At 69.1% G+C, this 21,729-nt stretch carries 23 protein-coding genes; 6 read left to right on the top strand and 17 right to left on the bottom strand.

The window, feature by feature from the left end:
- The first annotated feature begins 31 nt into the window (after positions 1–31).
- Positions 32–1,831, top strand: coding sequence for a DUF4012 domain-containing protein (locus tag AC4NN1_RS12465; RefSeq protein ID WP_491955482.1), 1,800 nt, complete (start codon positions 32–34; stop codon positions 1,829–1,831).
- A 93-nt stretch (positions 1,832–1,924) separates the two neighbouring features.
- The gene (locus tag AC4NN1_RS12460; RefSeq protein WP_491955481.1) at positions 1,925–2,482 is read left to right on the top strand and encodes a cell wall protein; all 558 of its coding nucleotides are present in this window, start codon (positions 1,925–1,927) and stop codon (positions 2,480–2,482) included.
- A 1-nt stretch (position 2,483) separates the two neighbouring features.
- On the opposite strand, the gene AC4NN1_RS12455 is transcribed toward AC4NN1_RS12460, so the two are convergent.
- On the bottom strand, positions 2,484–3,179 hold the full coding sequence (locus AC4NN1_RS12455) for an endonuclease/exonuclease/phosphatase family protein (RefSeq protein ID WP_491955480.1): 696 nt from the start codon (positions 3,177–3,179) through the stop codon (positions 2,484–2,486).
- A 30-nt stretch (positions 3,180–3,209) separates the two neighbouring features.
- Between AC4NN1_RS12455 and AC4NN1_RS12450 the strand changes: the two genes are divergently transcribed.
- Positions 3,210–4,217 carry a glycoside hydrolase family 6 protein gene (locus AC4NN1_RS12450; RefSeq protein WP_491955479.1) on the top strand — a complete coding sequence of 336 codons (1,008 nt, stop codon included), beginning with the start codon at positions 3,210–3,212 and terminating at the stop codon, positions 4,215–4,217.
- A gap of 90 nt (positions 4,218–4,307) precedes the next feature.
- Complete coding sequence (locus AC4NN1_RS12445) at positions 4,308–5,339, top strand: response regulator transcription factor (RefSeq protein ID WP_018187318.1); 1,032 nt, start codon at positions 4,308–4,310, stop codon at positions 5,337–5,339.
- A gap of 448 nt (positions 5,340–5,787) precedes the next feature.
- Here AC4NN1_RS12445 and AC4NN1_RS12440 read toward each other — a convergent pair whose 3' ends face one another.
- The 3 genes from AC4NN1_RS12440 to AC4NN1_RS12430 all read right to left on the bottom strand — a co-directional run bounded on the left by AC4NN1_RS12440 (position 5,788) and on the right by AC4NN1_RS12430 (position 9,208).
- Positions 5,788–7,530, bottom strand: a complete 1,743-nt coding sequence (locus AC4NN1_RS12440) for a glycosyltransferase family 2 protein (protein WP_491955478.1) — start codon at positions 7,528–7,530, stop codon at positions 5,788–5,790.
- 20 nt (positions 7,531–7,550) lie between these two features.
- Positions 7,551–8,387, bottom strand: a complete 837-nt coding sequence (locus AC4NN1_RS12435; RefSeq protein WP_018187320.1) for a hypothetical protein — start codon at positions 8,385–8,387, stop codon at positions 7,551–7,553.
- Between the two features lie 194 nt (positions 8,388–8,581).
- Positions 8,582–9,208, bottom strand: a complete 627-nt coding sequence (locus tag AC4NN1_RS12430) for a hypothetical protein (RefSeq protein ID WP_231370975.1) — start codon at positions 9,206–9,208, stop codon at positions 8,582–8,584.
- Between the two features lie 230 nt (positions 9,209–9,438).
- Between AC4NN1_RS12430 and AC4NN1_RS12425 the strand changes: the two genes are divergently transcribed.
- On the top strand, positions 9,439–9,996 hold the full coding sequence (locus tag AC4NN1_RS12425; RefSeq protein ID WP_363454834.1) for a hypothetical protein: 558 nt from the start codon (positions 9,439–9,441) through the stop codon (positions 9,994–9,996).
- An 80-nt stretch (positions 9,997–10,076) separates the two neighbouring features.
- Here AC4NN1_RS12425 and truA read toward each other — a convergent pair whose 3' ends face one another.
- From truA to AC4NN1_RS12410, 3 genes are read right to left on the bottom strand one after another with little or no spacing between them, the layout of a single operon-like run.
- The gene (gene truA, locus AC4NN1_RS12420) at positions 10,077–10,919 is read right to left on the bottom strand and encodes a tRNA pseudouridine(38-40) synthase TruA (RefSeq protein ID WP_491955477.1); all 843 of its coding nucleotides are present in this window, start codon (positions 10,917–10,919) and stop codon (positions 10,077–10,079) included.
- A gap of 22 nt (positions 10,920–10,941) precedes the next feature.
- Positions 10,942–11,847, bottom strand: coding sequence for a PfkB family carbohydrate kinase (locus AC4NN1_RS12415; RefSeq protein WP_491955476.1), 906 nt, complete (start codon positions 11,845–11,847; stop codon positions 10,942–10,944).
- A gap of 34 nt (positions 11,848–11,881) precedes the next feature.
- Positions 11,882–12,724 (bottom strand): universal stress protein, encoded by an 843-nt coding sequence (locus AC4NN1_RS12410; RefSeq protein ID WP_491955475.1) that lies wholly within the window; start codon positions 12,722–12,724, stop codon positions 11,882–11,884.
- Positions 12,725–12,925: 201 nt separating this feature from the next.
- On the opposite strand from AC4NN1_RS12410, the gene AC4NN1_RS12405 reads away from it, so the two are divergent.
- Positions 12,926–14,869 carry an acyltransferase family protein gene (locus AC4NN1_RS12405; protein WP_491955474.1) on the top strand — a complete coding sequence of 648 codons (1,944 nt, stop codon included), beginning with the start codon at positions 12,926–12,928 and terminating at the stop codon, positions 14,867–14,869.
- A 130-nt stretch (positions 14,870–14,999) separates the two neighbouring features.
- Here the strand turns inward: AC4NN1_RS12405 and rplQ are convergent, their stop codons facing one another.
- The 10 genes from rplQ to secY form a co-directional block, all read right to left on the bottom strand.
- Positions 15,000–15,569: a 50S ribosomal protein L17 gene (gene rplQ / locus AC4NN1_RS12400; protein WP_020098650.1), complete on the bottom strand. Its 570-nt coding sequence runs from the start codon at positions 15,567–15,569 to the stop codon at positions 15,000–15,002.
- 57 nt (positions 15,570–15,626) lie between these two features.
- The gene (locus tag AC4NN1_RS12395) at positions 15,627–16,616 is read right to left on the bottom strand and encodes a DNA-directed RNA polymerase subunit alpha (RefSeq protein ID WP_018187328.1); all 990 of its coding nucleotides are present in this window, start codon (positions 16,614–16,616) and stop codon (positions 15,627–15,629) included.
- Between the two features lie 117 nt (positions 16,617–16,733).
- Complete coding sequence (rpsK, locus tag AC4NN1_RS12390) at positions 16,734–17,132, bottom strand: 30S ribosomal protein S11 (RefSeq protein ID WP_018171470.1); 399 nt, start codon at positions 17,130–17,132, stop codon at positions 16,734–16,736.
- Between the two features lie 34 nt (positions 17,133–17,166).
- Positions 17,167–17,541, bottom strand: a complete 375-nt coding sequence (gene rpsM / locus AC4NN1_RS12385) for a 30S ribosomal protein S13 (RefSeq protein ID WP_018187329.1) — start codon at positions 17,539–17,541, stop codon at positions 17,167–17,169.
- Positions 17,542–17,687: 146 nt separating this feature from the next.
- Positions 17,688–17,804, bottom strand: a complete 117-nt coding sequence (gene rpmJ, locus AC4NN1_RS12380; protein WP_005050492.1) for a 50S ribosomal protein L36 — start codon at positions 17,802–17,804, stop codon at positions 17,688–17,690.
- 63 nt (positions 17,805–17,867) lie between these two features.
- The gene (infA, locus tag AC4NN1_RS12375) at positions 17,868–18,089 is read right to left on the bottom strand and encodes a translation initiation factor IF-1 (protein ID WP_017201569.1); all 222 of its coding nucleotides are present in this window, start codon (positions 18,087–18,089) and stop codon (positions 17,868–17,870) included.
- A gap of 149 nt (positions 18,090–18,238) precedes the next feature.
- Positions 18,239–18,916, bottom strand: a complete 678-nt coding sequence (locus AC4NN1_RS12370) for a DsbA family protein (RefSeq protein ID WP_336124743.1) — start codon at positions 18,914–18,916, stop codon at positions 18,239–18,241.
- A gap of 12 nt (positions 18,917–18,928) precedes the next feature.
- Positions 18,929–19,762: a type I methionyl aminopeptidase gene (map, locus tag AC4NN1_RS12365; RefSeq protein WP_116227483.1), complete on the bottom strand. Its 834-nt coding sequence runs from the start codon at positions 19,760–19,762 to the stop codon at positions 18,929–18,931.
- Positions 19,762–20,355, bottom strand: a complete 594-nt coding sequence (locus AC4NN1_RS12360) for an adenylate kinase (RefSeq protein ID WP_491955473.1) — start codon at positions 20,353–20,355, stop codon at positions 19,762–19,764. The genes map and AC4NN1_RS12360 overlap by 1 nt, the downstream gene beginning before the upstream one ends.
- Positions 20,352–21,677: a preprotein translocase subunit SecY gene (gene secY, locus AC4NN1_RS12355; RefSeq protein ID WP_020098646.1), complete on the bottom strand. Its 1,326-nt coding sequence runs from the start codon at positions 21,675–21,677 to the stop codon at positions 20,352–20,354. Before secY ends, AC4NN1_RS12360 begins: the two co-directional genes overlap by 4 nt.
- Positions 21,678–21,729: the final 52 nt, after the last annotated feature.

The raw sequence follows: 21,729 nt of genomic DNA, 5'->3' as shown, positions 1-21,729 counted from the left end.
TCCGTCACGGCGTCACCGTAGGATCATGCCGATGCCCGAGACTTTCCTCCCTCCCGCCGCCCGCACCGCCGGCCGCGTCGTCGTCTGGGTCCTCGGGCTCGCGGTCCTGCTACTCGTCTTCGCGATCGGCTGGCTCGGGGTGCGCGGCTACCTCGCCTACTGGCACCTCTCGGCCGCGCAGCAGAAGGCGCCCGCGATCGCCAAGGACATCGACAACCTGAGCGCCGCGCAAGCCGCACTCGACGACCTCGCCGAAGACACGTCGAACGCCCGGTCGCTGACGTCCGACCCCATCTGGCAGGGAGCCGAAGGAGTGCCGTGGATCGGGCCGCAGCTGGCCGCCGTCGCCGATGTCGCTGAGGCGGTGGACGACGTCGTGGACGGCACGGCCCGTCCGATCGCCTCGGTGGCCGGTGGCTTCGGTATGACAGCGTTCGTCCCCGTCGACGGACGCATCGACACGTCCGTCTTCTCGGCGCTCGCCGACCCCGCAGCGAAGGCGGCGAAGGTGGCGGCATCCGCTCGCGACGACGTCGCGTCGATCGACCGCACTCCCCTCGTCACCCCCATCGCGGATGCCGTCGACAAGCTCGGCGGGCTGCTGTCAGAGGTCGCCTCGGGGACCGACGCCCTCGCGCGCGCCAGCGCCCTGCTGCCGTCGATGCTCGGCGCGGACGGCCCGCGCACCCACCTGCTGCTCGTGCAGAACAACTCCGAATGGCGGACGCTCGGCGGGATCGTCGGGTCGATGACCCCCATTGTCGCGAAGGACGGAGCGCTCGCCCTGGGCGAGCAGATCCAGGCCCGCGGCATCCCGTCCTACCCGGACTCCGTGCTCGATCTCGGCGACTACCGCACGATCTACAACGCCAAGCCCGGCCGCTTCCTGCAGAACATCACGCAGGTGCCCGACTTCCGCCTGACGTCCCAGCTCGCGACGGAATTCGCGAAACGCAACGGGGTGACGGCCGACGGCGTCATGTCCATCGACCCCGTGGCGCTGTCGTACCTGCTGAAGGCCACGGGACCGGTGACCCTCCCGACGGGCGACGTGCTCACGAGTGAGAACGCCGCGGGTTTCCTCCTCAACGAGGTGTACATCCGCTACCCGGATGCCGACCAGCAGGACCTGGTGTTCTCGGCCGCCGCCGGCGCCGTCTTCACCGCCCTCACGAAGGGCGATGTGAACCCCGGCGCCCTCATCACCGCGCTCGGCCGCGCGGGTTCCGAGCACCGCCTCTACCTGTGGAGCGCGAAGAAAGCGGACGAGACGGTCCTCGCCGGCACGACGCTGGCGGGCGAGCCGGTGCAGAGCACCGCCGACACGGCGCGCATGGGCGTCTACTTCAACGACGGCACGGGCTCGAAGATGGACTACTACGTGACACCCGACGTGCAGCTGAGCTGGTCGGGCTGCGGCACCGGCGCGACTCCGCGGACGCTCTCGCTGCAGGTCACCCTGACCAACACCGTTCCCGCTGACGCGGCGACATCGCTGCCCGAGTACATCACCGGCAGCGGCGTCTACGGAGTTCCCGAGGGCATCGCCCGCGTCGTCGGCGAGGTCTACCTGCCCGCGGGATTCGCGATCGGACCCTCCACCACCTCGACGGGCGCCGGCTTCGGCGGGGGCATGATCGACGGCCGCCAGGTGCTCTCGTACTCGTTCGACCTGAAGCCGGGTGAGACCGAGTCGGTGAGCATCGACCTCGTCGCCGACACCGACATCCGAGATGCTGAGGCGTGGGTCACGCCGACGGCTGACGCGTCGCGGTCGCCGATCGTCGACGCGTCGTGCGAGCCGGCCGGGTCGGACCTCACCCTCCGCTGAGCCGGGAGTTGCGCAAACGTCATCGGGCAGAAACCCCAGGTCGGAACGCCTCAGTTACACTCGGGTGAGTACCCGGCCCGAAAGCAGCACCCCATGCGCCGTTCCCCCCGCGCCCTTCTGACCGTCCTCTTCATCGTCACGATGGCTTTCGGCGCGCCCGCCGTCGCGAATGCGTCGACCATCTACCCGCCGGTCGACGCCTGTTCGTCGGATGCCGCCGGTGCCGGCGCGGGCGACACCATCACCTTCGAGTGCGACTCGACCACCTTCGGCGCCAACGAGACCGTCACCGTCACCGTGACCGGTGAGAACGGCGCCGCGGCGACCTTCGCACTCGTCCGCACCGCCGTCTCGACGGCGAGCGCGCAATTCACCTCCGACGCGTCGGGGGCTCTGCCCGCGATCCGCATCACCCTGCCCTCCGATGCGCGCGGCGTCTACAACATCGCCGCCGTCTCGGCGACCTCCGCCGGCGGCACCTCGAGCGCCGTCATCGACACGAGCGACAGCAGCGACCCGCTCGTGCGCGCCGGGTTCGACGGCAACCAGCTCATGGGCCTGTGGATCGGAGCCGGCGCGCTCATCGCCGCCGGAGCCGTCGTGCTCATCGCGGCGGCCGTCCGCCGTCACCGCAGCCGCACCGACGACTGAGTCAGGCCGCGTTCGGCTTCTTCGGCTGCATCGGCTTCGCCGTCACGAGGATCGGAAGGTGGTCGCTCGCGCCCTGCGGGAGCGTCCGCACCTGCTCGATCTCGAAACCGCTCGAGGTCGCGAAGTCGTAGTACCCCTTGAAGAACTTGTAGCGCGTGTAGGTGCGCGCGTCGCTGAGGCTCAACTCGTAGCCGCTCTCACGGATCACCTGGCTCAGGTTCTCCTTGAACACGGGGTAGTTGAAATCCCCGACCATGAGGATCGGCGCGCCCTTGCCGAGCGTCGACAGCTCCTTCAGCGCCGCGCGGATCTGATGCCGGCGCAGCGAGTTCAGCGCCGTCAGCGGAGCCGCGTGGAACGACGAGACGATGAAGTCGGTGCCGGAATCGATGTCGTGCAGGTTGAGCCCCAGCATCCGCTCGTCCGCCGGCTTCAAGACGATGTCGTGCAGCGACTTCTTCAGCGAGAAGGTCTTGCTCGCACCCGCGCGGAAGCCGTTCTCGCGGTAGTAGATCGCCAAGCCCAGTCGATTCGACCTCGTGGCGTCGGCGAGGACGAGACCGCCGATGCGCTCGGGCATGTCGGTCGTGTCCACCTCCTGCAGGCACAGCACGTCGACGTCGTAGCGGCCCACCAGCTCGGTGAGTTCGCCCGCGGCGGCGTGCTTGCGCAGGTTGTAAGAGACGACGGTGATCATCGATGTTCAGCCTATGACTAGAGTTCAAGAGTGGCTCCCAGGAAGCTGCGGATGCCGCCGGCCCGCGTACTCGTCCCCGTGGCGATCATCGTGGTCCTCGTCTTGGTTCTGGTGCTCATCGGAGTGATCGGAGGCGCGGTGACCCGCGGCATCCACGCCCTCACCGCTCAACCTCCCCACCTGGGGACGACCGTCATCGCGCCGTCGCAGGCGAAAGCCGCCGCGGCCGCGCGCGACCTCGCCGGTGACGAGAAGGATGCCGCCGACTACCTGGCCGCGCAGCCCACCGCCTACTGGCTGACCCCCGAGCAGGACCCGATCGGCACCGCCGGCGGCACCGTGCTCGACCTCATCTCGCAGGCACGCGACCAGGGTCGCTCCGTCGCCCTGGTGGTCTACGGCCTGCCCGGCCGTGACTGCGGCAACCACTCCGCCGGCGGACTGTCGGAACAGGACTACCCGGTGTGGCTGCGGGAGATCGGCGCGGCGCTCGACACGGCTCCCGAGGTGCAGAAGATCGTTGTGCTCGAACCTGACAGCATCGCCCTTGCGGAGGAGTGCGGCAACATTGCCGAACGCGCCCGCCAGCTGAGCATTGCTGTCGACGAGATCACCTCGGCGGGCACCTGGATCTACATCGACGGCGGGCACAGCAACTGGCTTCCGCCGCAGGAGATGGCCGACCTGATCCGCCAGACAGGCGTGATCGACCGGGTGCGCGGGTTCGCGACGAACGTGTCGAACTATCAGGCATCCGCTGACGAATTCGCCTACGCCGGATCGCTGTCGGCCCTCCTCGGCGGCGCGCACGCGATCGTCGACACCTCGCGCAACGGCGAGGCGACGTCGGACGGCGAATGGTGCAACCCGCCGGGCCAGCGGGTCGGCGAACCGGGCGGCACGTTCCATGACGGCGTGGTCGACACGAACCTCTGGATCAAGCCGGCCGGCGAGAGCGACGGCGAGTGCAACGGCGGGCCCGCCGCCGGCGTGTACTGGCCGCAGGCGGGCGTCGAGCTGACCGACGCCGTGCGGTGAGTCCCGAACGCGGGTCCGCGCCCTGTGTAGCATGAGGACCGACTTTCACACCGGGACGGGGGGCAGAGAACGATGAGCGATTCGATGTCTATGCATAAGACAGCGGTCATCGTCGAGGACGACCCCGACATCCGACACCTCATCGTGGAGGTGCTCGAAGCCGCCGGTTTCTCGACCGTCTCGGTCGGCAACGGCATCGACGGCGTGCGCGCCGTGCTGTCGTATCAGCCGCTCATCACGACGCTCGACGTGAACATGCCCGGCATCGACGGGTTCGAGGCGGCCCGCCGCATCCGTGCGCAAAGCGACACCTACATCATCATGATCACCGGCCTCGAAGAAGAGGCCGACGTCGTCCTCGGTCTCGGCGCCGGCGCCGACGAGTACGTCGTGAAGCCCTTCCGTCCTCGCGAGCTGCGCGCCCGCGTCGAGTCGCTGCTGCGACGCCCCCGTGCGACCGGCTCGTCGGCTGCCGCCGCTCCCCGACAGGATGCCGCCGGCCCCTCCTTCCCCGGAGCACGCCCCGCCGCGCAGCCGCAGTTCGACGCCGCCCCGACCTCGCCCGTCTTCGACGAGCGCATCATGACGCCCGTCTACACCGACCCGCAGCAGCCCCAGCCGGGTGCCGCCGTCGTCGTCCCGCAGACGAACGGCCCCCAGTACGGTGCGCCCCCGTACGGCGCCCCGCAGCAGGGGATGCCGCCGCAGGGCATGCCGCCGCAGGGCGGTCACCCGGGCACCGCGGTGGCCCCGGCATCCGCCACCCCTCCTGTGGGAGGGCCGGGATGGACCGTGCACCGCGACCTGGCCGTCCACGCCGAGCATCGCATGGTCCTCGTCGCCGGCCGGGAGCTCACCCTCACGCGCACCGAGTTCGACCTGCTGTCGACCCTCATGGAATCCAAGCGTCGCGTCCGCAGCAAGGCCGACCTGACCCTCGTGCTGCGCGGGGAGTCCTACGTCACGAGCTACTTCGTCGGCGAGGCCGACAAGCGCGCGATCGAGGCGCACATGACCAACCTGCGCCGCAAGCTCGGCGACAACCCGAACAACCCCCGCTACATCGAGACCGTCCGCGGGGTCGGCTACCGCCTCACCTCCGAAACCGTCGCCAGCGCCTGACCCGGACGCGCGTGGGTGCGCGTAGGCGGATGCAATAGATCCGGCACGACACCCGGCATCCTCAGGCCCATCCCCGGCGTGTCGCCGCCGATCCCTTGCATCCTCGAACACCCGGCGCGCGCGAGACCGCGCACCTCACCGCCGGCGCACCGCGCGGCGCGTGCGCGGATGCAAGAGATCCCGCCCGACACCCCGCATCCGCGGGCCCACCCCCGGCGTGTCGCCGCAGATCCCTTGCATCCGTGAACACCCCGGCGCGAGCCTCTGGGCCACGCGCCGGGTCACCACCCGCCGGGCGGGCGGATGCCGCGAGCGCGACGGCTCCACTCAAGCCCCTGCGCGCTGTTCGCGGATGCAATGGATGCCGGGCGACACCCGGCATCCCCGCCTCAGTCACCGGCGTGCCGCGGCGAAACCATTGCATCCGCGCACACCCGCAGGCGAGGGGTCAGACCTTGAAGCCCTGGTGACGCTGGAACAGCTTGATCGCCATGGTGAGGGTCTGCAGGACGGTGACGACACCGACGATCGGCCAGCCGACCCACAGGATCGCTGACTGCGTCACCGGGTCGAGCAGGTTCCAGATGACGGCGATCGCGATCGCGACGATGCCGAAGATGATGAACGGCGTCCAGTGGCCGAAGCTCACGCCGCCCTTCTCGGCTCGCGCCTGCAGGGCCCAGTTGTCGACCTTCTTCTTCGAGAGGAAGCGGGTCCACGATCGGATGAAGTGGCTGATGCGGATCCACATGAAGATCTCGGCCGGGAACAGCAGCACCGCGAACGCGATGTCGCGTCCGTTGGCCTTCTGCATCGACCGGGCCATGCGGAAGTTCAGCCCTGCGGCCACGAGGGGCGGGAGCAACCACCACGGCGAGAAGACGAAGGCGTTGATCGACAACGACGCGATGAGCAGCGTGATGAACGCGACGCGCACGAAGAAGTTCGTCAGCATCGAGAACTGCTCGAACCAGCGCAGGCGCAGGTTCGGGTGGAAGGGCTGACCCTTCGTGTCACCGCGCTGGCCGGGCCACATGAGCTCGATCGCGCCGTAGGTCCACTTGACCTGCTGGGCGTCGTAGCCCTTGAGCGTGGTCATGCCGCCGACATCCGCCCGGGCGAACGGGCTGATCTTCGTGAGGTAGCCGGCCGACTTGATCTGCAGCGAGAGCAGCGAGTCCTCGACCTCGGAGTCCTTCACCCACGGGGAGTTCTGGTGGTTCTCCTTCATGATGTCGCGGAGCGCGGTGGTCGAGAAGATCGAGAACTGTCCGCCGAGCACGGCCATGTTGCGACCGCGCAGCAGGTTCTGCATGTTGAAGGCGGCGAACTGCGTGCGCTGACCGGCGATCAGCCACTTGGCGATGAATCCCTTGATGGGCCGGTCGTCGATCGTGTAGATCGCGGAGATCCCGCCGATGCGGGAGTCGGCCACGGCCTCGTTCTCGAGGTACTCGACGGCGCGGCGGTCGGCGGTCGTGTCGCCGTCGACACCGAGCAGGTAGTCGTAGCCCTCGACGAGCGCGTAGCCGTAGTTGAGCGCGCCGACCTTCTTGTCGGGGTTCTTGCCGATGTCGTGGACGAACACCTCGGTGAACTGCAGTCCGAGCTCGGTCTCGACCTCGTGCGGTCCCGAGAACTCGGACGCGATCTTCACGGTGTCGTCCGAGGTGTTGTTGACGACGATGTGGATGACGTCGGGCACGCGGCTCTGCTCGAGGAGGGAGCGGATGACGTCGGCGATCGACTCGGCCTCGTTGTAGGCCGGGACGATGCATCCGATCGTCGAGCGGTGAACCGAGGAGTTCTCGAGCACGGAGGAGAAGTCGTCGGCGAACTCGTCGACGGGGACGATCTCGCCCGGACCGCTCGGAGCACCCCCGAAGCCGGCGTGCTCGGGAGCAGCCTGCCACGAGCCCTGCGCCGCGGCATCCTGCCACGCTCCCGCAGGCTGCTGCCACTGCTGCTCAGCCGGCTGCGGCCACTGCTGAGCCGGCTGCCACTGCTGGACGGCGGGCTGCTGCTGCGCGGCGGGCTGCTGCGGCGCTGCGGGCTGCTGCTGCCCCTGTGCGGCGGGCCACGCCTGCTGCTGCCACGGGGACCCCTCCGGAGCGTTCTGACCGGGCCACGCGCCGACAGGCGGCTGCGCGGGCTGCCAGCCCTGAGGGCCGGGGATGTACGGACTGGTCACGTCGGTTCCTCGAACTGGATTCACGGAGTGGTGGGACCGCCGGTGCCGCCGGTCGAAGTCCAACCGTCGGTACCCGTGGTTCCCTGAGTGGTGTCGTTCGACGACGTTCCGTCGGACGATCCCCCCGTGGATCCGTCGGTTCCTGTCTCACGAGGATAGATCGCAATGGGGATGACCGGGTAGACCGTCTGCTGCGCGAACGACTTGTCGTCGTTGGCGGTGCCCTCGACCCAGATGTCGAGCGCGAACTGCAGCGTGATCCCGTAGGTGTCCTGCGGCAGCTGGTTGATCGTCGTCTGGGGGACGAGCAGACCGCCCTGGTAGCTGTTGATGAGCAGGCCGCGCGCGGAGCGGAGCGTGTCGGTCGGCACGAGCGTGCGAGGGTCCGCACTGAACTGGAACGGCGAGCTCACCTGATTGGACGTCTGCGCCGTCTGCGAGCTGATCGTGACGTTCGACAGGAAGACGCGACGCTTCTGCTTGAGGACGGCCTTCTCATCGACCCGGGTGTCCTTGACGTTGACGGCGAAGCCGAACGTCTTCGGGTTGTCGGGATGCCACTCCTGGGTGCGCTTGGAATCGACGGCCCAGAAATCGAGGACGATCTGCAGGCCGTCCGCGACCTCGTACGTCATCTGCACCGAGCCGTCGTAGCTGAACTGCGAGTCGAACGGCATGTCGGTCGTTCCGACCGCGGGCGTCGCGTTCGGTGCGGGCGTGGCCGCCGCATCACCGCTGGAACCCGAGACGGAGTTGAACGCCTCGACGATCTGAGCGCAGCCCGAGAGCGAGGCCGCTACCGCAGCAGCCAGCACGACGACGGCCAGCCGGCGGCGGGCGTGGGGACGGATGGGCATGCGCGAACCTCGTTCGAGTGAAGGGATGGAGGGCACCGGCGGCGGGGTTCGGGTCACCGCCGCCAGTGCCACGTCTTCACCGTACGGGCGCGGCAGCCCGCGGACAGCGGACTTCGCGAAGCCTCGCGGCGGCCTTTACCTGATCTTGAGGTTCTTGAGGTTGCGGGGCCGGGCTGGCCCCGGCATCCGCCGGCTCAGCCGTCGGTTCCGGATGCCGCCTGTGCTGCGATCGCGACCGTCACCGTGTCGGTGGCCGTCTGCTTGGCGTACTCGTCGGACTTCGGCTTGGTCTGCACGAGGAAGTCGAACGTGAACTGCAGGGTCACGTAGGTCGCACTCTCGGGGACCTGACCGACGTTGAACGTCTGCGAATAGCTGTAGGGCTTGAGCACCAGGTAGCCGTTCTTGACGGTCGCCTCGTCGGTCTGCGGGTCGAGCGCCGGGAACGTCTCCGTGGCGTTGGCGGGGACGGCGAGCATGGTCGCCTTCTGCAGGTAGACCTTCTGGCCGTCGTTCGGCGTGATGGTCGTCACGAGAGACAGACTGACCGGCTTGACGGCGTTCGGCGTCCACCGGTCCATCCGCAGATCGGACCAGTAGTTGACGGCTGCCTTCACGGCGCCGGCCGTGAGGTCGCGTTGCGTCGAGCCGCTCGAGAGGTCGTTCTCGACGGGCGGGGCGACGACGACGGGAGCCGAGGACGACGGCGCGGGCGCGGACGGGGTCGGGCTCTGCAGGGCCCAGGGCGACGGTCCGCAGCCGGACAGGGCGACGGCGGCACCGACGATCGCGGTGGCTGCGGCCAGACGCATGGTTCTCATCCGCATCATGACCCCTCCCCGCGGTCCCGTCAGTCTATGCGCGCATCGCCGGATTCACCGCCGCGGGGGATGTGACGAAGTGAGGCACTGTTTACCAGACCGAAACCCGATTACCTTGCTGATTCTGAGTGGTTCCTGGATACTGGCTATGTCCAACCAACGAGGGGCGGTCGGTTGGATTTTTTCTTGCCGTCCGAGCCTCGAACTCTCGACGACCGAAAGCAGTCACCATGAAGAACAAGATCAGCAAGGCATCGGCGGCTCTCGCCATCGCCGTCGCGGCGGTCTTCGCGGCACCGGCCGTCGCGAGCGCCTACACTTCCGACCCCGTGGTCGTCTCCGCGCCCGGCGCCCTGGTTCCGGGCACTCCTGGCACGGTGTCGTTCACGGACTTCGCCGCCAACGAGGATGTGACGTTCACCCTCCGGGGCGAGAACGCCTCCGGCGGCTCGCTCGCCTTCGTCGCCTTCGTCGTGGACTCGACGTCCGTCACGAAGGCGGCCGATGCGGAAGGCAACGCCTCGGTCGAGGTCACCCTCCCCTCCAACGCAAGCGGCTCCTACGAACTGACCGGAACCGGTCAGGAGAGTGGAACCGTTGCGTCGACGACCATCTCCGTCGCGGCGACCGGTAGCGGTGCAGGTGGCGAAGGCGGTGGCGGTGTCCTCCAGAACACCGGCTTCGACGGTGACGCTCTCCTCGGCCTCTGGGTCGGCGGCGGCGTGCTCGTCCTCGCCGGCGCGAGCATCGCGGTCGCCACGTCGGTGCGCCGCGCTCGTCGGGCATAAGGCTCTCGCGAACCAACGCAAAAGGAACTCCCCCCGGGTCACGGCCCGAGGGGAGTTCCTTTTTGCCCAAGAGGCGACGATCACGCGTCAGGCGATCCGAGCTCTCGACGCGCCCGCGTCTGCTCGGCCCGCGCAGCGAGCAGATCGTGCGACGGATACCCGACCTCCGTCAGGGTCAGCCCGCGCGCGGCGAGCACCTTGACCTCGTTCGTGCGCTCGAGTTCGTCGCGGATCTCCGCGACCCGGCCGATCTCGATCCGCCCCTCGCCGACGGCGACGCAGGCCCCCACGAGCGCGCGCACCATGCTGTGGCAGAACGCGTCGGCTTTCACCGAGGCGATCAGGATGCCTGATGCGTCGCGGTGCCACCCGTACTCGAGGAGCGTCCGGATCGTCGTGGCCTCCTCGCGCGGCTTGCAGTAGGCGGCGAAGTCGTGGAGTCCGCGGAGGCTGCGGGCCGCGGCATCCATCGCGTCGACGTCGAGCTCGGCCGCGACCCACGTCGTGCGGCCCCGTTCGAGCGGATCGTAGCCCGTGACGCGGTCGGCGACGCGGTAGGCGTATCGGCGCCAGACGGCGGAGAACCGCGCGTCGAACCCCTCGGGCGCGACATCGACGCGGTGGACCGCGACGTCGGGGTACGGCCCCAGCACGCCGTTGATGCGGCCCGCCAGGGCGGCCGGCTCGGGACGCCGTCCCGACAGCAGCCGTCGCTCCTGCCCCTCGGTGAGGTCGAGATGGGCGACCTGCGCCGACGCGTGCACCCCGGCATCCGTTCGTCCTGCGACGACCAGGCGGGGATCGCCGCCGAGGATGCGCGCGATCGCGGCCTCGAGGGTGCCCTGCACGGTGCGGAGGTTCGGCTGGCGCGCCCAACCCCGGAAGTCGGTGCCGTCGTAGGCGAGGTCGATCCGCAGGCGCACGCTGCCAGCCTATCCGCGGCCGTCAGAGCTCCGCGTCGACCTCGGCCCGCGTGGGCGGGTTCGCGCCCTCGCGCGACACCGTGATGCCCGCCGTGAGGGCGGCGCGGCGGAGCGCCAGGTCGAGTGCTGCGGGGTCTCCGGCCAGCAGGTCCGGGTCGTCGACGAGGCTCGTGATGAGGCTCGCCATGAACGCGTCCCCGGCCCCGATCGTGTCGGCCACCTCGACCGCCATCGGAGGGACCTTCGACGACCCCGACGGACCGAGGGCGAGGGCCCCCGCCCCGCCGCGGGTCATCACGACGACGCCCGGGCCGAGAGCCGCGATCGTCTGCAGCACCCGGTCGGCGGGCATGCCGGGGTAGAGCGCCTCGGCATCCTCGTCGCTGAGCTTCACGAGGCTCGCGGCCGCGAACGCGCGCTCGGCGATCGGCCGCGGGTCGTCGCCCACGAGCGCGGGGCGGACGTTCGGGTCGACCGTCACGATCCTGCCGTCACGTCGCGCGGCCTCGAGGGTCGCGAGCGCGACCTCTCCCCCGGGCTGGAGGAACAGCGCGATCGACCCCGCATGTACGACGGATGCCGCCTCTGCCGCCGCCTCAGCCGCCTCGGCATCGAGGGCCCAGACGATGTCGAACTCGTACTCCGCCGACCCGTCAGGGCGCAGTCGCGCCTTCGCGGTGGAGGTCGGGGCATCCGTCCACGACGCCTCTTCGATCGCCGCGCCCGACGCCGTCACCTGCGCGGCGATGCGGCGGCCGCGGTCGTCGCGCCCGAGGCGCGTCAGGAGGCTCGCGGCCACCCCCTGTCGCGCGATGCCGACGGCGACGTTGGCGGGGCTGCCGCCGACGAACTCGACGTCGCCGCCGTCGCGCTCGACGATGTCGATCAGGGCCTCGCCGATGACGAGGACGGAGGTCGCGTGGGTCATGCCCTCACTTTCGCACGTCCCCCGCCGCCGCGCGTCACCGGACGACGGCGGTCACCGTCGGAAGGTGCGAGAGCAGCTCCTGGCTGATCGAACCGAGCAGGAAGCGAGCGAAAGCGCCCCGACCGTGAGTGCCGACGACGACCATGCGCGCATCCGCCGCGATACCGGCGAGCACGTGGGACGGGTGTCCCCGCTCCACCCGGCGGATGATGCGCAGGTCCGGGTAGCGCGCCGAGAGCCCCGCGAGCGACAACGCCAGGACCTCCTCGGTCGTGGACTGCATGTTCGCGAGGTAGAGGTCGGGGTAGACCTCCATCGCGTTCCGCGGTGTGTGCACCGGAGTCCAGACGCTGACCGTGATGAGGGGCTCGCCGAGACGGTCGGCCTCGGATGCCGCGAACTCGATCGCGTGCTCCGACACGTCCGACCCGTCGACGCCGACCACCACGCCCATCCCCTCGCCGAGGTCCCGGTCGGGGATCACGACGACGGGGCACGCCGCGCCGGCTGCGATCCGGATGCCATGGACCCCGCGCGCCGGGCCGGTGCCGGGGCCGCGGTAGTCGCTGCCGATCACGAGCATCGCCGCTCCCGACGACGCCTCGACGAGCTTCGTGACGGGGTTGCCGGACTCCACCCGCGTGGACACCGGGACACCGGCATCCGTCACCCGCCGCGCCTCTGCATCGAGCAGCTGCTGCGTCGCGGTCTGCGCCGCCCCGAGGACCTCCGCCTCGCCGATGGCGCCAATGGCTCCCCCGACGACCGCGAGGAGCTCGATGGACTGCCGTCGCCGCGCCGCCCGTTCGATCGCCCAGTCCACTGCCCGACGCGACACCGCCGCGCCCGTGACTCCGACGATGATGTTCCCCGCCATGATGGCCGTCCCTTCCTGGGAACGAGGCGCCAGCCGGATCGCGGTGACGTCTGCGGCGCTCGTCCGTGTCTCGGTGCTGCCAACCTATCCGCGAAGGCGCCGCGCCGGAAGAGACTCTCGGTCCTCAGCGTGGCTCTTTAGACTGGATGCCGCCCTTCGCCCCCGGCCCGTGATCGCCCTCCCCCGATGTCTGCCCCCGACATGAACCGAACCCCTTCCGCGCGCCTGTCAGGACTCGACGGACTCCGCGCCGTCGCCGTCCTGCTCGTCGTCGTCTACCACCTCTTCCCCGCGCTCCCGGCGGGGTTCCTCGGCGTCGACGTCTTCTTCGTGATCTCCGGATTCCTCATCACCACCCTCCTCGTCCGCGAGCACGAGGAGCACGGCCGGCTCCGCCTGTGGGACTTCTGGCGCCGCCGGGCTCGGCGCCTGCTCCCCGCGATCGGGGTCATGGTCCTCGTCTGCGCCTCCCTCGCCTGGATGGTCGGCGGCGACGTCCTCGTCGGGCTCGGCGGACAGCTCGCGGGTGCAGCGACCTTCGCCTACAACTGGGTCGCGGTGGCTGCCGGGTCCTCCTACTTCGGCGGCGGATTCGATGCCTCCACCCCCGAACTGCTGCGGAACCTCTGGTCCCTCGCCGTGGAGGAGCAGTTCTACCTGCTCTGGCCGCTCGTCCTGCCGTTCGTCCTGCTGCTGCGGCGGGGCCGGGTCGCGATCGCGATCGCTCTGGCCGCGGCATCCGCTCTGACAGCCGTCGCCCTTGCGAGCAGCGACGCCACGCGGGTCTACTACGGCACCGACACGCACGCCTTCGGGCTGCTCCTCGGCGTGGCCCTCGCGTTCCTGCGCCCCTCCGAGCGCTCCCGCGGCGTCCCCGGCGTCGTGGGCGGGGCGGCAGTCGTCGGGGTCGTCGGGCTCGCCTTCGTGACGCCCGGAACGGGCGTGGAGACATTCCCCGGGCTTCTCGTGGCGGCATCCGTTCTGACGGCAGTGGCCATCGCGGCGGCGGTGCGTTCCGCCTCGACGCTGGGGCGACTGCTCGACACCCCGCCGCTGCGGTGGATCGGGGAGCGCTCGTTCGGGATCTATCTGTGGCACTGGCCGCTCGTCGTCCTCCTCACCGTCGCGACGACCCGTACCTCCCCCGACGTCGCGGTGCCGGTCGAGGTCGCACTCCTTACCCTCGCCCTGACGGTGCTCGCGGCCGAGGTGTCGTACCGCTTCGTCGAGCAGCCCGTCCGTCGCCTCGGCTTGCGAGCCGCGCTGCGGTCGCTGACCCGAGCGTTCCGCGGCGGACCGATCCGGCGCCTCGCCGCGACCACCGCGGTCGCTGCAGGCCTGCTCGTGGCGGCGGGGACGACCGCCGCCGTCGCCGACGCTCCGCCCATGGCCTCGAGCGAGGTGGTCGTGCAAGACGGTCAGGCGGCGCTCGACGCGGACTCCGCGGGCCCGCAGCACGCGACCCTCCCCGGCGCCGCGATCCTGACCGACGATCCGATGCTCCGCCCCGAATGCCCCTCGGCGCACCTCGCCGACGACGACGGATTCTGCGTCGCCCCCGACGGCCGCCCCGCTCCCCCGGCGCCCGCCCGCGTCGCCGGAACCCGCGTCACCGCCGTCGGCGACTCCGTCATGCTCGCCTCTGCCCGAGGACTGATCGAGCAGATGCCGGGTGTCGCCATCGACGCCAAGGTCTCACGGTCGATGAGCGCCGGCGTCGCCATCGTCGACCGTCTCGCCGCCCGTGGCGAGTTGCGCGACTTCGTCGTCGTGGGACTCGGCACCAACGGGCCGGTCGACCCCGATGACCTGGCGCGGCTGAAGAAGGATGTCGGCGCCGACCGCACGCTCGTCCTCGTCACGGCGCATGCGCCGCGGGACTGGATCCCCGGCGTCAACGACGAGCTGCGGGACTTCGCCGCCCGGACGCCGGGCGTCGCCGTCGCCGACTGGTCGGGCGCGATCAGCGGCCACGAAGACCTGCTGGCGGGCGACGGCATCCACCCCGGCGCCACCGGAGGTGCGCGCTACGCCGCCGCGGTCGCCTCCACCATCGACGGTGTCGAGAACGGCCGCGCACAACTGCAGTACCGGCTCGAGCTCGCCCAGTGGGCCGTCGGCGACACCTTCCACCGCGCGCGCTGACCGCACCCGCGCTGGCGCCGCAGCCACGGCATCCGCTCGCCCTGCCATGACACGTGCACGGCGCAGGGTACGAGAAAGGGCCCGCCCCGAAACGGGGGCGGGCCCTCGGATTCCCTCCGAAGAGGGAGCCTTACTTGGCCTCGTCGGCCTTCTCGTCCTCAGACGCGACGGCGTCCTCGGCGGTGGCTTCGGCAGCAGCGCCCTCCTCGGGCGACTCGGCACCGGCAGCGGCGTCCTCAGCGGGCGTCTCGACCTCGGTCTCCTCGACCGCGGGCTCCTCGGCAGCAGCCGGAGCGGCAGCGGCCGGAGCAGCCTTCTTGGTGGACTTCGCCTTCGGGGTGACGGGCTCGAGGACGAGCTCGATCACGGCCATGGGGGCGTTGTCACCCTTGCGGTTGCCGACCTTCGTGATACGGGTGTAGCCACCCTCACGCTCGGCCACCAGCGGGGCGATCTCGGCGAACAGCTCGTGCACGACGCTCTTGTCGCCGATGACCGCGAGGACGCGGCGGCGGGCGTGCAGGTCGCCGCGCTTGGCGAACGTCACGAGACGCTCGGCGAACGGACGCAGGCGCTTGGCCTTGGTCTCGGTCGTCGTGATCGACTTGTGCGTGAACAGCGAAGCGGCGAGGTTCGCCAGCATCAGACGCTCGTGTGCGGGGCCGCCTCCGAGGCGGGCACCCTTCGTGGGCTTGGGCATGTCAATTACTCCTGGGAATGAAAGTCAGTCAAAAGGACCCGGCGAACCGAGATCCGATCAGACGGTCTCGTCGTCGTAGCCGCCGTAGAAGTGCGAGCCGTCGAACCCGGGGACCGAGTCCTTCAGCGACAGACCGAGCGAGACAAGCTTGTCCTTGACCTCGTCGACCGACTTCTGACCGAAGTTGCGGATGTTCATGAGCTGCGTCTCCGAGAGGGCGACGAGCTCGGACACCGTGTTGATGCCTTCGCGCTTGAGGCAGTTGTACGACCGGACCGACAGGTCGAGGTCCTCGATCGGCATCGAGAGCTCGTTGGTCAGGACCTCGGCGACCGGCGCGGGGCCGATCTCGATGCCCTCGGCCTCGACGTTCAGCTCGCGGGCGAGACCGAACAGCTCGACCAGCGTGCGACCGGCCGATGCGACGGCGTCGCGGGGGCTGATCGACGACTTGGTCTCGACGTCCAGGACGAGCTTGTCGAAGTCGGTGCGCTCACCGGCACGGGTGGCGTCGACGCGGTAGCTGACCTTGAGGACGGGCGAGTAGATCGAGTCGATCGGGATCTGACCGGCCTCGGCGTACTCGTTGCGGTTCTGCGTGGCCGAGACGTAGCCGCGGCCACGCTCGATCGTCAGCTCGAGCTCGAACTTCGCCGAGTCGTTGAGCGTCGCGATGACCAGGTCGGGGTTGTGGACCTCGACACCCGCCGGAGCGGAGATGTCTGCGGCCGTGACCTCGCCGGCACCCGTCTTGCGCAGGTACGCCGTGATGGGCTCGTCGCGCTCGCTCGACACCACGAGCTGCTTGATGTTCAGGATGATCTCGGTGACATCTTCCTTCACACCCGGGACCGTGCTGAACTCGTGCAGCACGCCGTCGATGCGGATGCTGGTGACCGCGGCACCGGGGATCGACGACAGCAGGCTGCGACGCAGCGCGTTGCCGATCGTGTAGCCGAAGCCGGGCTCCAGGGGCTCGATGACGAATCGACTACGGAAGTCGCCGACCTTCTCCTCGGTCAGAGTGGGACGCTGTGCAATGAGCACTATGTGTTCCTTTCAATCACGTGACCGCTATATGACACGTGCAATTGGTGAAGTGTTGAGTTGTGTCCGGGATGCCGGGGCGCGACTCGCGTCGCCACCCCCGGCATCCGTCGAGGATCAGACGCGGCGGCGCTTCGGGGGACGGCAGCCGTTGTGGGCCTGGGGCGTGACGTCCTGGATCGAACCGACCTCGAGGCCGGCAGCGGTCAGCGAACGGATCGCGGTCTCGCGGCCCGAGCCGGGACCCTTGACGAAGACGTCGACCTTCTTGACGCCGTGCTCCTGCGCCTGACGCGCAGCGGACTCGGCGGCCATGCCGGCGGCGTACGGGGTCGACTTGCGCGAACCCTTGAAGCCGACGCCACCCGAGGAGGCCCAGCTGATGACCGCACCCGAGGGGTCGGTGATCGAAACGATCGTGTTGTTGAACGTCGACTTGATGTGGGCCTGGCCCAACGCGATGTTCTTCTTCTCCTTGCGGCGCGGCTTGCGCGCTGCGGACTTGGCCTGTGCCATGTGAGTGTTCTCCTAAACCTGTGGCGGCGGCGCTTTAGCGCGCCTTCTTCTTGCCGGCGACGGTGCGCTTGGGACCCTTGCGGGTACGCGCGTTGGTCTTCGTGCGCTGGCCGCGCACAGGCAGGCCGCGACGGTGGCGGATGCCCTCGTACGAGCCGATCTCGACCTTGCGGCGGATGTCAGCGGCGACCTCGCGGCGGAGGTCACCTTCCACCTTGTAGGTGCCTTCGATGTGGTCGCGGAGAGCGACCAGCTGCTCGTCGCTGAGGTCCTTGACGCGGATCGACTCGTCGATACCGGTCGAGGTGAGGATCTCGACGGAGCGGGTACGGCCGATGCCGTAGATGTAGGTGAGGGCGATCACCACGCGCTTGTCGCGCGGGATGTCAACGCCGGCAAGACGTGCCATGCGATGTCTCCTAGGAGTCGGTGGAGGTGTGGAGCAGGATCGGTGCCCGGGCCTCCGACCCGAGGTGTCCCCCGCTGAGCGGGTTCTGATCCTGCCGAGATGTATTCAGTTGTGAGCCTGCGGGCCGCGCGAGGCGCGGCATCCCATCAGCCCTGGCGCTGCTTGTGACGCGGGTTCGACTTGCAGATGACCATGACGCGGCCGTGGCGGCGGATGACCTTGCAGTGGTCGCAGATGGGCTTGACGGAGGGGTTGACCTTCATGATGTTCCTGATTCGCTGTCTTCGCCGACGCTCTGACGAGCGCGGCGTTACTTCTCGACCGGTCTAGCGGTAGCGGTAGACGATGCGGCCGCGGGTCAGGTCGTAGGGCGACAGCTCCACGACCACGCGGTCTTCGGGGATGATGCGGATGTAGTTCTGCCGCATCTTGCCGGAGATCGTGGCCAGGACCTTGTGACCGTTGCTGAGCTCGACGCGGAACATCGCGTTCGGCAAAGCCTCGGAGATCACGCCCTCGATCTCGATGACACCGTCTTTCTTGGCCATACGCTCGCTTACAGTTGGCAGACCGGTCGGTCTGCGGTGAGTGGGGATTGTGGTGACACGCCGAAACAGGCGCAACGCACCAAAGATTTAGTGTACGTGATATCGGACCACCCCGCCACTCGGGCGCGTCACGCGCCGGGGGCTACCGGTCAGCGCGACGTGAGGTTGGCGACGATGTCCTTCTGAGCGTCGTAGGTGACCGGCACGATCTGGTCGTTGACCAGGAGCGTCGGCGTGCCGGTGGCGCCTTCGGGGAGCTCCTGCGACTGCGCGAAGCTCTTGTACTCGTGGTCCTTGATCGCCTTCTCGAGCTTCGCGGTCATCTTCACGCCGGAGTCCTTGGCGAGCGAGATCAGCTCGTCGTCGGTCAGGCCCGGGGTCTGCTCCTTGGGCTGGTTGTCGTACAGAGCCCGGAAGAACGCGTAGGCGTTGCCCGGGTCGGCCTCGGCGACGGCGTACATGGCGGATGCCGCACGGCTCGAGTACTCGGTGCCCTGCGAGAGACGGTCGAGGATCGTGACGGGGTGGACCTCGAGGGTGATGCTGCCGTCGTCGACCAGGCCCGAGATGGTCTTACCCTCTGCCTCTTCGAACTGACCGCAGTAAGGGCACATGAAGTCGACGTACGTCGACACCTTGTCGGGCCCCTTGCCGAAGGTGATCGCACCGGTCTCCCGGTTGATGCCGCTGGCCGCGGGCACCGGACCCGGGTCGGTCGCGCGGGAGTTCAACACGGCGACGACGGCGACGAGGCCCACGAGGACGACCACCACCCCCACGCTGATCCAGATCGCGAACCAGTTGGTCTTGCGCGTGGCGGTGGCCATGAGCGTGTCCTCTCAGGAGATGGGGGTCGGGGTGACACCGAAAGCGGCGAGACCCGCGGCACCGCCGTCGGGTGCCGTCAGCACCCAGATGCCTCCATCGTGCACCGCGACGCTATGTTCCCAATGGGAGCCGTCCTCACCGTCGACGGTGCTGACGGTCCAGTCGTCGTCCTCGACCAGGGTCGCCTCGTCTCCGCCGACGATCATCGGCTCGATGGCGACGCACAGACCGGGCCGCACCTCGGGCCCGAGGTCTTCGACGCGGTAGTTGAAGACGGTCGGCCCCTCGTGCATCTTGCGGCCGATCCCGTGTCCGACGTAGTCGCGAAGGATGCCGTAGCCCTCCCCTGACGACTCGACGTAGGTCTGCACGGCGTCGCCGATCTCACCGACGCGTGACGCCGAGGCCAACGCGGCGATGCCGGCCCACAGCGACCCCTCGGTCACATCGGACAGTCGCTGCCGACGCGCGACGAGCTCAGGCCGCTCCGGATCCGGGACGACGATCGTGATGGCCGAGTCGCCGTTCCACCCCTCGAACTGCGCACCGCAGTCGATCGAGACGATGTCGCCCGGCTGCAGGACACGGTCGCCGGGGATGCCGTGGACGACCTCCTGGTTGACCGAGATGCAGGTCGTGTGGCGGTAGCCGCGGACGAGCTGGAAGTTCGACTCCGCACCGCGAGCGACGATCGTCGCCTCCGCGATCCCGTCGAGCTCGGCCGTCGTGACACCGGCTCGGACCGCCGGACGCACCGCATCCAGCGCAGCCGCCGTGATGAGGCCGGGGGCGACCATCGCGCGCAGCTGCGCGGGAGTCTTGTAGATGGAGCGGCGGAACACCATCAGGCGGTGATGCCGCGCGCTGCGAGGGCCGCCGCGATGCGCTCGGTGATCTCGTCGAGCGAGCCCACACCGTCGATCTCGTCGACGATGCCGCGCTCGCGGTAGACGTCGAGGATGGGTGCCGTCTCGGACTCGTAGATCGAGAGCCGCTTGGCGATCGACTCCTCGTTGTCGTCGGACCGATCCTGCTCGGCCGCGCGACGCGAGAGCCGCGCGATCGACTCGTCCCGGGGAACCGAGAGCTCGATGACCGCGGTGAGCGGCTCACCTCGCCCGTCGAGGAACGCATCCAGGTCGCCGACCTGGCCGAGGTTCCGCGGGTACCCATCGAGGAGGAAGCCCTCTGCGGCATCCTCCTGCTCCAGCCGGTCGCGGACGATCTCACTCGTCAGGTCATCCGGAACCAGGTCGCCGGCGTCGATCAGTGCCTTGACCTTCAGCCCGAGCTCGGTGCCGTCCTTGACGTTCGCGCGGAAGACGTCTCCGGTGGAGACGGTCGGGATGCCGAGCAGATCGGCGATCCGGGCCCCCTGCGTCCCCTTGCCCGAACCTTGCGGGCCGATGATCAGGAGGCGGGCGGGGGTCTGCGTCATCGGAGGAGTCCTTCGTAGTGGCGCTGCTGGAGCTGGGCGTCGATCTGCTTCACGGTCTCGAGACCGACGCCGACGATGATCAGGATCGAGGCGCCGCCGAACGGGAAGTTCTGGTTGGCGCCGACCGTGGCGAGGGCGAGAAGGGGAAGCAGGGCGATGAGGCCCAGGTAGATGGAACCCGGCAGGGTGATGCGGGTCAGGACGTAGTCGAGGTACTCGGCCGTGGGACGACCCGCACGGATGCCGGGGATGAACCCGCCGTACTTCTTCATGTTGTCGGCGACCTCGACGGGGTTGAACGTGATCGCGACGTAGAAGTAGGTGAACCCGATGATGAGGAGGAAGTACACCGCCATGTACAGCGGGTGGTCACCGTTGACGAAGTTCGCCTGGATCCAGGACACCCAACCGGGGACGCTGCCGTCCGCCGCCGGGTTGGCGTTGAACTGCGCGATCAGCGCCGGGATGTACAGCAGCGAGGAGGCGAAGATGACGGGCACGACGCCGGCCATGTTCACCTTGATCGGGATGTAGGTGTTGCTGCCGCCGAGCGTCCGGCGACCGACCATGCGCTTCGCGTACTGTACCGGGATGCGTCGCTGCGACTGCTCGACGAAGACGACGAGCGCGACGGTGGCGATGCCGACGGCCAGGACGAGGAGGAAGATCTCGAAGCTGCGCGCGACGGCGATGCTCCACAGCGCGGACGGGAACGTCGCCGCGATCGAGGTGAAGATGAGGAGGGACATGCCGTTGCCGATGCCGCGCTCGGTGACGAGCTCGGCCATCCACATGATGAGGCCGGTGCCCGCGGTGAGGGTGGCGATCATGAGGAGCTGTGCCCACCAGGCCTCATCGGTGAGGAGCTGCTGGCACTCGGCGACACCGGAGATGCCGAAGAGCTGGCCCGAACGGGCCACGGTGACGAGAGTGGTCGACTGAAGCAGCGCCAGCGCGATCGTCAGGTACCGGGTGTACTGGGTCAGCTTGGCCTGACCGGCCTGGCCTTCCTTGTACAGCGTCTCGAAGTGAGGGATGACGACGCGCAGGAGCTGAACGATGATCGTCGCCGTGATGTACGGCATGACACCGAGGGCGAAGATCGACAGCTGCAGCAGGGCGCCGCCGGAGAAGAGGTTGACCAGCGACAGGAGGCCCTGCGTGGAGCCCGACTGGTCGAGACAGGTCTTCACGTTCGGGAAGTCGACGAACGGAGCCGGGATGTGCGCGCCGAATCGGTAGATGGCGATGATGCCGAGCGTGAAACCGATCTTCCGACGCAGATCCGGGGTGCGGAAGACCCGCGCGATGGCGCTGAACAAGGGGATTTCCTCCAGTGGGATGCCGGGCCCGCCCAGACGGGCCGCACTCCAA

This window comes from Microbacterium sp. MDV22-iso44, from assembly GCF_058629135.1.
Note: the sequence above shows the minus strand (reverse complement) of the source record. Positions and strands in the feature narration are given on the sequence as shown.

Coding starts and splice junctions, on each gene's coding strand:
- AC4NN1_RS12465 (WP_491955482.1), top strand. CDS start 32: ATGCCCGAGACTTTCCTCCCTCCCGCCGCCCGCACCGCCGGCCGCGTC.
- AC4NN1_RS12460 (WP_491955481.1), top strand. CDS start 1,925: ATGCGCCGTTCCCCCCGCGCCCTTCTGACCGTCCTCTTCATCGTCACG.
- AC4NN1_RS12455 (WP_491955480.1), bottom strand. CDS start 3,179: ATGATCACCGTCGTCTCTTACAACCTGCGCAAGCACGCCGCCGCGGGC.
- AC4NN1_RS12445 (WP_018187318.1), top strand. CDS start 4,308: ATGCATAAGACAGCGGTCATCGTCGAGGACGACCCCGACATCCGACAC.
- AC4NN1_RS12435 (WP_018187320.1), bottom strand. CDS start 8,387: ATGCCCATCCGTCCCCACGCCCGCCGCCGGCTGGCCGTCGTCGTGCTG.
- AC4NN1_RS12430 (WP_231370975.1), bottom strand. CDS start 9,208: ATGAGAACCATGCGTCTGGCCGCAGCCACCGCGATCGTCGGTGCCGCC.
- AC4NN1_RS12425 (WP_363454834.1), top strand. CDS start 9,439: ATGAAGAACAAGATCAGCAAGGCATCGGCGGCTCTCGCCATCGCCGTC.
- AC4NN1_RS12415 (WP_491955476.1), bottom strand. CDS start 11,847: ATGACCCACGCGACCTCCGTCCTCGTCATCGGCGAGGCCCTGATCGAC.
- AC4NN1_RS12410 (WP_491955475.1), bottom strand. CDS start 12,724: ATGGCGGGGAACATCATCGTCGGAGTCACGGGCGCGGCGGTGTCGCGT.
- AC4NN1_RS12405 (WP_491955474.1), top strand. CDS start 12,926: ATGAACCGAACCCCTTCCGCGCGCCTGTCAGGACTCGACGGACTCCGC.
- rplQ (WP_020098650.1), bottom strand. CDS start 15,569: ATGCCCAAGCCCACGAAGGGTGCCCGCCTCGGAGGCGGCCCCGCACAC.
- rpsK (WP_018171470.1), bottom strand. CDS start 17,132: ATGGCACAGGCCAAGTCCGCAGCGCGCAAGCCGCGCCGCAAGGAGAAG.
- rpsM (WP_018187329.1), bottom strand. CDS start 17,541: ATGGCACGTCTTGCCGGCGTTGACATCCCGCGCGACAAGCGCGTGGTG.
- rpmJ (WP_005050492.1), bottom strand. CDS start 17,804: ATGAAGGTCAACCCCTCCGTCAAGCCCATCTGCGACCACTGCAAGGTC.
- infA (WP_017201569.1), bottom strand. CDS start 18,089: ATGGCCAAGAAAGACGGTGTCATCGAGATCGAGGGCGTGATCTCCGAG.
- AC4NN1_RS12370 (WP_336124743.1), bottom strand. CDS start 18,916: ATGGCCACCGCCACGCGCAAGACCAACTGGTTCGCGATCTGGATCAGC.
- map (WP_116227483.1), bottom strand. CDS start 19,762: ATGGTGTTCCGCCGCTCCATCTACAAGACTCCCGCGCAGCTGCGCGCG.
- AC4NN1_RS12360 (WP_491955473.1), bottom strand. CDS start 20,355: ATGACGCAGACCCCCGCCCGCCTCCTGATCATCGGCCCGCAAGGTTCG.